Source organism: Saprospiraceae bacterium, from assembly GCA_016714025.1.
In the GTDB taxonomy this organism is placed as follows: Bacteria; Bacteroidota; Bacteroidia; order Chitinophagales; family Saprospiraceae; genus Vicinibacter.
Genome location: JADJOB010000002.1, coordinates 1,722,963 through 1,733,985 on the forward strand (window position 1 = coordinate 1,722,963; position 11,023 = coordinate 1,733,985).

4 protein-coding genes are annotated in these 11,023 nt (G+C 35.4%); 3 read left to right on the forward strand and 1 reads right to left on the reverse strand.

Annotated features, from left to right (window positions below; all coding sequences use genetic code 11):
- Positions 1–52: 52 nt before the first annotated feature.
- Complete coding sequence (locus tag IPJ80_09945; protein MBK7913805.1) at positions 53–4,804, reverse strand: esterase-like activity of phytase family protein; 4,752 nt, start codon at positions 4,802–4,804, stop codon at positions 53–55.
- A gap of 500 nt (positions 4,805–5,304) precedes the next feature.
- Here IPJ80_09945 and IPJ80_09950 point away from each other — a divergent pair, with 500 nt between their 5' ends.
- From IPJ80_09950 to IPJ80_09960, 3 genes are all read left to right on the forward strand, one after another.
- On the forward strand, positions 5,305–6,117 hold the full coding sequence (locus IPJ80_09950) for an AraC family transcriptional regulator (protein MBK7913806.1): 813 nt from the start codon (positions 5,305–5,307) through the stop codon (positions 6,115–6,117).
- Positions 6,118–6,191: 74 nt separating this feature from the next.
- Positions 6,192–7,418: a hypothetical protein gene (locus IPJ80_09955; protein ID MBK7913807.1), complete on the forward strand. Its 1,227-nt coding sequence runs from the start codon at positions 6,192–6,194 to the stop codon at positions 7,416–7,418.
- Positions 7,419–7,667: 249 nt separating this feature from the next.
- Entirely contained in the window at positions 7,668–10,928 is a 3,261-nt protein-coding gene (locus IPJ80_09960; GenBank protein ID MBK7913808.1) for a PKD domain-containing protein, read from the forward strand.
- The last annotated feature ends 95 nt before the right edge of the window (positions 10,929–11,023 follow it).

The following is an 11,023-nucleotide window of genomic DNA, read 5'->3' on the forward strand; positions in this document are numbered from 1 at the left end:
CGGGAAATAAGTCAAGCTCATTTCCCGTAGAATTTAATGTTTTATTCGTTAATTAATGGATTACATTTAATTTAAGTTTAGTCGAATTGCTTCCTAATGTAATATGAATGAAATAAACACCTGGAATTAAAGTATCAGTTGCTATTTCAATTTCATTTTTACCCGGTATAAGCTTTTTCAAGACAGAACCAAGCACTATTTTACCTTGTTCGTTTACAAGTGATATTGAAACTTTTTCAGATTTAGTTGCAATTATCGAAAGTGTTGTTTTGTCATTTGTAGGATTTGGATATAAGTTTACCATTGAAATGGTTGCATCATTGCCATTAACTCCAGTTAGTACGTCTCCCTGTAAGCCAAAATTGTAATTTCCTTCATCAATATCATTGTTCAATATATTGATGATTGAAGTATGGGTTCCGCCTGAGGTTGGAGTAAATCTTACTGTAATACTTTGAGACCCACCAACTGGTATTGTCATTGGAAATGCAGTTGGGGAAACCAAAGTAAATTCTGAAGCATTTAAACCAATGAATTGTATCTTATTGATATTTAAAATTCCTAATCCTGTGTTTTGTATTTCAAAACTTTTATCTATAAAGTTTCCAATAGTAGTAACTCCAAATAAAGTATTGTTATAAGAAAGTGGATTAATATCTCCATCAATAATATCTAAACCATTGCCTGACACATTTATTTCTGGATTTGAATTATACGTATCAGGATTAAACATAGCAAGGAGTTGTCCGCCTTCATAAACAGCTCCTGAAATAGAATAATGGGCCTGATCTACTAATAAAAATTTCCCAGGACCTAAAATGCTTTGAGCATCAATAATTCCTGAAGATTCTTCGTCTTGTGTCAAGTAATTTTCTTTGCCTTGAATAAATCTTTCAGGATCATGGTGTCCAATTTCTTTTAATTCATCGGTGGCAATCGTGTATTGCCAAATTTTTCCGATATGTACATTGTTACCAACATCTTCTTGAAGAAAGATATGTCCGGAATTGTCAATTGTTATATTATCAAGCATTTTTTGTCCTTCGGTCCCGTCTAAGATGGCAGTAATGAAACCGCCTAGAGCTGGATTATTAATATTTGAAAACTCTAATTTCCACAACCTGCTTGGACTGTTAAATGCATTTGTTGTGACAAAATAAAATACATTAGGGTTTGAAGGATCCCAAACCCCATCTTCAGGTCTTAAAAAATTGGTTACTCCGAGATTATTGCTCTTATTATTTAAGGCGGTTCCTGAAGAATCACGAACATTTCCCAGATCAATCAAATTAAATTTTGTATTTGCATTCGGAATACTTGCACTGATTTCAGTCAGTAATCCTGAAACACTTATTCCATATAATTTACCATTTGTTAAGCCTGCTTTGTCAACTTCACTTCCTGAATTTGTTTTAGTACCTTCATAAATATAAACCTGTCCAGGAGTTGAATCATCTAACCCGACAACAATTGTTTTGTCTTGAGCAAAAGGGCAAGCAATCGAATTTTCCCATGAAAATTTACCGAGTGAGGGCAATTCATAGCTTGTGCCTTCATTTGCTCCAGTTACAATGTGCGCAAATGCACGTCCTTCATTTCCTGTTTCTTCCCCGTTCATGTAGATACGTTCGGTTACACCCAATCCGGTGGCTTCATTAAAAAATGCTGAAATTGCTGGTAAATCTGCTGAGCAAAATCTGCTAAATGATTTTCTTGAATTTGAATCAATTGGATTGTAAGTTGTATATCCTGTACCATTCCATAAGTTTACGATTTTTACTAAATCACTGCCGCTTGTCACTGCAAGATTATTTTTATTAATAATCCATTTTGAAATGAAGGCACCATTTGCACCATGCGCCCGTTTAGCTCCATTTCCACTAGGTATTTCATGATTTACTAATAATGTAAAAGTTTCATCTTCATTATCAAAAACTCCTGTACCATCAGGAATACCAGTCATGCTGTACCCATTGCCAACTAAATCACCTGCTGTTAGAATTGCATTGAAATTTACTCCAGGACTTGATGGAAGCAAATAAGGTGTGTTTGTGCTGCTCGGACCGGCACCTAGAGATGCTTTGTAAGTATCTGGATTGAACATAGATAATATCTGGCCTCCTTCATATATACTACTACCAATAGAATAATGAGCTTGGTCAACCAGTAAAAATCTTCCGGGTCCAAGAATATTTTGTACATCTATGATTCCAGATGATTCTTCATCTTGTGTTAGAAAATTTGCCCCTCCGTTGGTAAAACGGATAGAATCGTGTTGTGCAATTTGTTTTAACTGGTCAGTTGCAAGCGTATATTGCCAAATTTTTCCATTATGTGCATTGTTTCCAACATCTTCCTGTAAAATTAGGTGACCATAATTATCAATAGTTAGATTGTCCAACATTTTCTGCCCTTCTGTCCCATCCAATAACGCAGTTATACTTCCTCCTGCTTCTGGATTTGAAATATCATAAAAATGCAATTTCCACAAGCGGCTTGGTGAGCTAAAACCGTTGGTAGTGACAAAGTAAAATTCATTTTGATTTTTAGGATCCCAAACTCCATCTTCAGGTCTTAAAAAGGTTGTGACTCCTAAATTGTTACTTTTATTATTTAATGCTGCACCAGTTGAATCTTTAACAATGCCCAAATCAACCAAGGAAAATGAAGTATTGGCAGGAGGAATTCCCGCACTTGTTTCTGCTGTTAATCCTGTTACAGCAATACCGTATAATTTTCCATTGGATAAACCAGCACGTTCGATTTCAGTTCCGGTATTTGTTTTAGTACCAATATAAAAATATACCTGTCCTGGAGTTGAATCATCTAATCCTGCAACAATAGTTTTGTCTTGAGCAAAAGGACAAGCAATCGAATTTTCCCATGAAAATTTTCCAAGATATGGGAGTTCATAAGTAGTTCCTGAATTTAAACCAGTTACTATATGACCAAATGCACGGCCTTCGTTTCCTGATTCTTCTCCATTCATAAAAATTCTTTCTTGTGTGCCTAATCCAGTTGAATTATTGAAAAAAGCAGAAATTTCAGGGAGATCTGCAGAACAAAATCTGCTGAATGATTTTCTAGCACTGGTGTCAGATGGATTGTAGGCAGTATATCTATTTCCTGTCCATAAATTTACTATGTTGATTAAATCATTTCCACTAACAATCGATAGATCATTTTTATTTATGGTCCATTTAGATATAAATGCTCCATTTGCCCCGTGCGAACGAATGGTGCTTGCATTTGCAGGAATTTCATGATTAACTAATAGCGTAAAGGTGCCATTGCCATTATCAAAGGCACCGGTCCCATCTGGAATTCCAGTCATTTTGTAGCCATTTGAAACGGTATCTCCAGCTGTAATGATGGAGGTAAATGAAACTTTAGAAGCCGTTGGAATTAAATAGGGTGTTTGAGATGAGCTTACGCCGGTTTGCCCTTGAGATAGAATTAATTGGGGTGGTTTGTTGTAATTATGAATTTTATTGGAACCAGCCAAACCGTATGTAATTATATGACTTAGATTTGAAGTTGCAATAGGAATTCCATCAGCAAGTGGACAGGTTTGACCAAAATCATTGTCATTGCAAACGGCAATGGTACTATCATTTAGTATTGCAAGACCTTCTGCTTTATCTAGAATTGCAGGCCATCCATTGGCAAGCAAATCCATGAACAAGGTTTTCTTAACTGCTTTAATTCCGTAAGATGCTAATCCTGTGGAATCAACAAGTCCTTCTAAGCTTAATCCTCCATATAACCCAGAATTTACAGGTGTTGCCTGATTTATATTAATTAAGTAAATTCTTTTAATATCTGTGGTACCTCGTAATGCAGCCTCCAATACTAAAAACATACTGTCATTGATAGCTGCCATATCTCCAATTTTCCAATCTCTTAAACGAATCGAATTACCGCTTGATCCAATTACACCATCATTTAAATAGGCAAACATTCGTTGCGTATTTGAAGCTGGATCAATTTCAAGTATGCGATGAACTCTGGAAGCTTCACCTACTGCTTGTGTTGGAAAAAGGATTCCACTTTGAATAATAGCATATATTTTACCGTTGGGGGTTATGGATATACCTTCAAAACCTCTGTTGTTTTTGCGATATTTAAAAACAGTATCAATTTGTACATCGACCGATTGAACACCATCAAGGTTTGCATATGGAGTATATCTTTTTATTAGAACCCCATTTGAATTAAGTTTCCAAATGGTTGCACCACCTTCTTCACACAACCAGAAATTTCCATCCTTGTCCACAACTATTCCTTCAGGGTCAATACCAAAAGTATCTTTCGCAGTGGTTTTTATTAAAAAATTCGCGCAATCCTGAACCGTATCTGTCGATGCAAGCTCTGCAGCAGTGCTTCCCAATCCAGTAGGATTTATGATTCCACTAGCCGGAGTGCCATTCGGACGTTTTACTGTAATGGTTTGCAAAATTTGTATTTCATTATTGTGAATTCTAATCCGATGAATTTTCGGGGCATAGTTTGGAAAACAATACATCTTATCATAAGTAGGTTTGCATCCGTTTGGATTTGCATTTGCGCAATCGATATTTACACCCCTATCAGAACAAACCCAAAATTCTTTATTGTTTGTTTCAGGTATAGGAAATAAACCTGAAAATCCAGCTTCACGGAAATTAACCCCTTGAAAGGTTCCAATTGCATTGGAATTAATATTTTGAAAATCCTGCAACATTGTAAATTGAGAATATCCTTGCAGATGAATCAATGTGAGTAGAATGAGATTTGTTAAAACTTTTGTTAGATTTATTTTCATACATAATATTTTGCCACAAAGCTATCTTTATGAAGTTTTAAAAATCTAACTTCCCTATTATTTGATATTTATTAAATGATTTATAAATAATAAAGTATAAACTAAGTAATTGACAGGAAATTAATAGCTCAAAGTAATGTAATTATTATAACATGATAAAAACATTCAATTAGTAAAGAATATAATGCAGTAATAACTCTTAATTAATTTTAAGTTTGACGAATGTTAAGATATTATTATTAAATCTAGAGCTTTTATAAGAGTGTTAATATTTCTGGATTAAATTAACTCACACATATATATTTTGGATTATTTAAACTCGTTTTCTAAAATAGGGTTAAATTCTGGTTTTATTATTTTTTATGAGGAATAGAATCTTTGCAATTGATAAATATTGCCGATTTTAAATTGTTATTTGAAGAATATGAAACTCTGCTTTCCTTATTGCATAGCAACACTAAAGGATTATTGCACTTAACAGTATATTTGCTCACAATATTATGTCTTTAAAATCTGATAATCCTCAATTACCTGTCATTGCATTGCACAAGCAACTCAATGAAGGATTGATTAAAAATGCCTGGTCATATCATAAGATTTTTTTAAGCCGGTCTAAATTAAAAAATAGCAGGCAAAAGCAATTTGTTTATTTTATTTCACCTTATTGTGAAATACCTCCAGAACTTATTAAACAGATGGGTTGGATCCTGGTCTTCGATCAAAATTATTTACAACAACATACCGAACATAAAGAAGTAATTTTTAATTTTCCATTTGTAATGGGAGATTATTCAGCTGTGAAAATAAAATTGATTCAAAGCAATTATCTTTTATTTAAATCTATTTTCCAGTTCATTCAAACAGAGATAAAGGATGTGCAAAAGCATGCTGACAAATTAATAGTTTCAGGAATTAATATTTTATTTTTAAAAGCATCCCGAATGGCACCCTCTAGGAATATTGAATTTGTAAACCATCACTACACTTCTTTATTAATCACAAGTAGATTTCGGTCCTTATTATTTCAATCTGGTATTCCGATGCAACGGGTTCACGAATATGCAAGCGCTTTGAATCTGACCCCCAATTATCTAAACCTGGTATTAAAATCGGTAACAGGAAAGAATGCTTCTGAACACATTGCAGAAGTTATTATTGTCCAAACAAAATATTACCTGATTCACACTAAATTATCCTTGAAAGAAGTATCCGACAAAATGGGATTTTCAAGTGCAACGTATTTTACGCGCTTCTTTAAAAAGCAAACAGGATTCAAGCCGCTTGAATGGTTTAATTTGCAAATTAGAAAATAGTACATTTTATCGTGATATATTACTAACCCTGAGTTCGGGCGTCTGTTATATTTGTTGATATAATTTAACATTTGATGAAAATTTTCATTGCAATACTGAGTTTATATTGCTCTTGTTTGTTTGGACAATGGGAAGATTTAAAAATTCCAAGGAAAGCTTTGGTAAATGATATTATTTATGCAGGCAACAGAATCTGTGTTGGGAGTACAGAAGGATTATTTATAAATCGATTTGAAGAGGACCATCAATTTTTTTGGGATGAGCTAAGTGCTGAATTTACGAATAAGGATATTCAGGCCTGCTGTGCAACAAATTCAATGCTTATCGCAGCTACAAATCGATCGATTCATGTAGCTTCTTTAAGTGATTTTGTATGGCAACATATACCAAATGCAATTGATGCTGATCAGATAAATGAATTTGCTTTGGATTATCACTTAAATATTTATGCGGCAACAAGCAATGGTTTATGGTATTCTGAAGATCATGGTTTGATTTGGATCCAATTGGCTTTAAAAAACATTCCTTTGCTAAGTGTCATGGTGATGCCAGATCAAACATGCTATGTGGTCGGTTCGGATGAAATCCATTATGGCGCAATTTATTATGGATATTTGAAGGATTCAAATCCAAAATTGATCCTGGCGAATTATACGAATGTACTAAAACTTTTTCCAAGCTTCCGAAAAGAGGAAGTTCTTGTCGGCAGCTCCAGTCTTAGACCTGATAACTATCATGTTAACCTATTAACGGGATGGGATCAACCAGTAAAGAAAATTCTAGGGTTGCAACAAGCATCAATTTCAAGTTTTCAGTTTGGAAAGGATCTCAGTCTTTTTGCAGGTATTCGTAACCGAGGAGCCCGTTCAGGAATTGCAGATCTCAAAGGGATCAATTATTGTCATTCCATAAGTTCACCATTCGTTATGGATGAATGGGTAGCGTTTAATGAAGGCATGATAGACACGAGTGTTGAGTGCATGTTTAAAACGGCAGATTACCTCTTTATTGGCACTGAACATTCAATTTATCGCCGAAAGTTAGATGACCTTACGATGACTGCAAAGTTTAATAATTCGTCACAAAAGATAATTTACCATGGATTTACAAACCAATTGGAATTGGCAGAAGAATTGGTGGGCAAACCCATACAACTATTTACCTCCGATGGAAAATTGGTTTGCAGTTTTACAAGACCGGAGAAGTTTGTAAAGCTTTCGATGATCCTTAAGCCAGGTGTGTATTATTGCGCGAGCAGCCAGTCGGGGAGAAATAATTCGGTTTCAGTGGTGATTCACTAATTAAAATTTGGCGAATGAGCTAAATTTGGCACAGTTTTATGGTTATATATAGAAGGTGACTTTGTACATAGACCCTGATATAACAGCAAAGTAGTTTCTAAGACTTGGTAGTGTGATGTAAAAATTCTTGAAGGCGAATCGAATTCTAAGTTCGATTCGTTTTCAATAATTTATTGTTAAAGTGCTGACAACTTATAAAAGTATAGTTTGTAGTACCTATATTACGTTAAATTTTAATTTTAATAATACATGAAATACAAATTACTTCTGGTTTTAACTCTTTTTATTTCTGGGTTGGCAGTTTCTCAATCTGTTGTTTTTAAACCCTTTGAGTATCCCTTATCTCATCAAAAATTTTCTTATTTAAGTGATTACAGTTTATTGCAAACACAGGTAAGCGATATTCAGAAAATTTTGGACAATACCCAGGGCAATATTTTTAAGCTCATTTTAAGAACTCCTGAACAGGCGTTTCAATTGGAGTTGTATGAGTATAATTTGAATAGCACCGATCGCATGCGCACAACAGGTGGATTGGATGCGATCAAACAACTGCCAAAGAGAACGGACCTTCGTACGTTTAAGGGTATTGTAAATGGAATAAACAATTCCTTGGTGTCCATGACTATTGCAGATGGATATCTACACTTAATGATTGATGATCGAATCAATCAATATTTTCTTGATAAAATACAAGATGTGGATCATGTTTTTTCAGGCGAAGAAAATGGTCAGCGTTTTGTTTTATATAAAACCAGTGATGTACTCCCTGTTCCAGGTGTTAGTTGTGGATCAACTGAATTAACCCGAAATTTAGAAGAGGTACAACAGCAGGTAAAAGTTACTGGGGTATTCAGAAACCGTCCTTGTTTAACACTTTTCATCGGACTGGCTTCTGATTTTAGTATGATTCTAAAAGAAGGAGGCCCCGCCAACGTCGATAATTTTATGTCAGCTACTTTGGCCGATGTTCAAACTGTATTTGATGATGAGTTTGTTTATGAAATTGAATTGGTTCAATCTGCAACCTATATAGCAGATATGATGGCAACAGATCCATTTAATGGAATCACAAATATTAATACACAACTTACTCGCTTTGTCCAGGTAGCCAACATCCTTTTTGGAGGAGCCAATCACGTGGTTGGAACCTGCTGGAGTGCAAAATTTCTGTTACCAGGTACCGTGGGTGTAGCAAATCAACCCGGTGTTTGTTTTGCAGAGAAATACAATGTTTGCAGCTGTTTTGCACCAGGCCAAGGTACGCAGGCTTTATATCTGACCTTGCAGGCTCATAATTTAGGACATAATTTTAATTGCATTCACGATCGCCCCGGTGGAGGTACCATCATGGATGGTGCAAGCTTGGCCAATACCAGCGTAATTTGGAGTTTCTTGTCCAAAGATGCTGTTAAAGATTTTATTGAAATGCAAGGATTAGCCGGTGCATGTATGCCTTTTTGCCCTGGTTCAGGAATTCCAATGCCTGATTTTACTTCTGATAAAGTGTATGGTTGTCAACCAATGACTGTAAAATTTCAAGACCTCTCATCAAACGCCTCAGAATGGAAATGGTCCTTCCCCGGTGGAATCCCTGGAACCTCCACGGACAGAAATCCAACAGTTGTTTATTTAGTTGCCGGAAAATATGAAGTCAGTTTAGAATCAAGCAATTCACGTTGCAAGATGTCTATCACAAAATTAAATTACATCGAAGTCAATGATAAACCTGCTGCTAATTTCAATTATGGAATTAATGGAAAGGAAGTATTTTTTACAGATTATTCTGCAAGAGGAGTCGAGTATTTTTGGGATTTTGGAGATGGAGAAACCAGTGAAGAACAAAATCCTATTCATGTATTTGATCGGGATACTTGCTATAATGTAAAACTTACAGTAGTTAATGATTGTGGTTCAAATACCATTACTAAACGAGTATGTGTTGTTAGTTTGCCAGTTGCAGATTTTGATGCAGATACCACGGCAGGTTGTGCGCCAAAAATTATAAAGTTTAACGACAAATCAACCAACAACGTTAAGAAATGGGAGTGGTTATTTACGGGAGGTAATCCATCGGTATCCTTTGCACAAAATCCAATTGTCCGCTACGATAATCCAGGGACTTATGATGTCAAATTAACTGTTTACAGTTCGTCATCTAATAACAAGCTGACTAAAAAATTATACATCACCATAGACAGTTTGCCGGATGCAGAAATATCAAATTCACTCAATGGAAGTATTGCAACATTTACCGGAATTTCAAGATATGCAAAAACACATTTTTGGGATTTTGGAGACAATACAACAAGTACAGAGATCAATCCGGTGCATAATTACAAAGACGGCCGTTATGAAGTGATGTATATTGTGAGCAATGGATGTGGAAGTGATACAGCAAGGACAGTGGTTACGATAGGAGCAAAACCAATAGCCGGATTTCAGGTAGCAGATCCAAAAGGATGTTTACCATTTACCGTACAGTTTCAAAATACATCGACCATTTCAGCAACGGATTATAAGTGGTATTTCCCAGGAGGGAATCCATCAACCAGTGTACAGAAAAATCCATTGGTTACTTACAACAGTGTGGGTAAATACAATGTAAGTTTAGTAGCTTCAAATTTTCAATATTCGGATTCAGTAGGTTATGCAGATTTTATTGAAGTTAAAACAGTTCCAACAGTAGACTTTACCAATGCAATCATAGGATTTAAATCAGCATTTACCAGCCAGGCCACAGGAGCCAGTTCTTATTTTTGGCAATTTGGCGATACAAAAACCAGTACTGAAGCAAACCCGGTACATGATTATGGAGTGGAAGGAGAATTTGATGTACGATTGATTGTATCCAATGATTGCGGTCAGGATACATTTGACAAACACATTGCGGTGTATCTGGTACCAAAAGTAGATTTCACAGCAGATACGATCAAGGGATGTGTCCCATTCACAGTAAATTTCAAAGACAGATCCTCGATAGACGTCAATGAGTGGAACTGGGAATTTGAAAATGGAAATCCAGCAACTTCAACACAAAAGAATCCAGTAGTAACTTATACGAAGAAAGGAAAATTCGCAGTAAAACTGACGGTAAAGAATACAAATGGAAATAATGGTCGTACCAAACTACAATACATAGTCGTAGTATCTTCAGTGTTGTGTCCGGAAAAACCAAAGAAAGACCGGAATTTAGTGGATAGTAAAATTATAGAGTTTCCATTCGATCTGGGATTTGAATCAAGATCCCGAATCAATGAGATGAGTGAAGAAGTTCCCTTTGTATATCCAAATCCAGCCAAGGATTACATAACAGTTGTAACAGAAGCAAGCAGCAGCAATCCGGTACAACTGGAATTGTACAATTTATCCGGAAACCGGATGGCAAAGTACAAAACCAATGATACGGTATATAAAATACAAACAGAAAGCTTGCGAAGTGGAACGTACTATTTACGAATTCAGGATGGCAGCAGTGCAGTCATACGCAAATTTGTGATATCAGAATAAGCTTAAAAAACAGCATACAAAAAAAAGTCCATGATCACCATCATGGACTTTTTTTTTGAATCTGCTTTTTTGTAGTCTCGTTTCAATGGCAATTA

Coding starts and splice junctions, on each gene's coding strand:
- IPJ80_09945 (MBK7913805.1), bottom strand. CDS start 4,804: ATGAAAATAAATCTAACAAAAGTTTTAACAAATCTCATTCTACTCACA.
- IPJ80_09950 (MBK7913806.1), top strand. CDS start 5,305: ATGTCTTTAAAATCTGATAATCCTCAATTACCTGTCATTGCATTGCAC.
- IPJ80_09955 (MBK7913807.1), top strand. CDS start 6,192: ATGAAAATTTTCATTGCAATACTGAGTTTATATTGCTCTTGTTTGTTT.
- IPJ80_09960 (MBK7913808.1), top strand. CDS start 7,668: ATGAAATACAAATTACTTCTGGTTTTAACTCTTTTTATTTCTGGGTTG.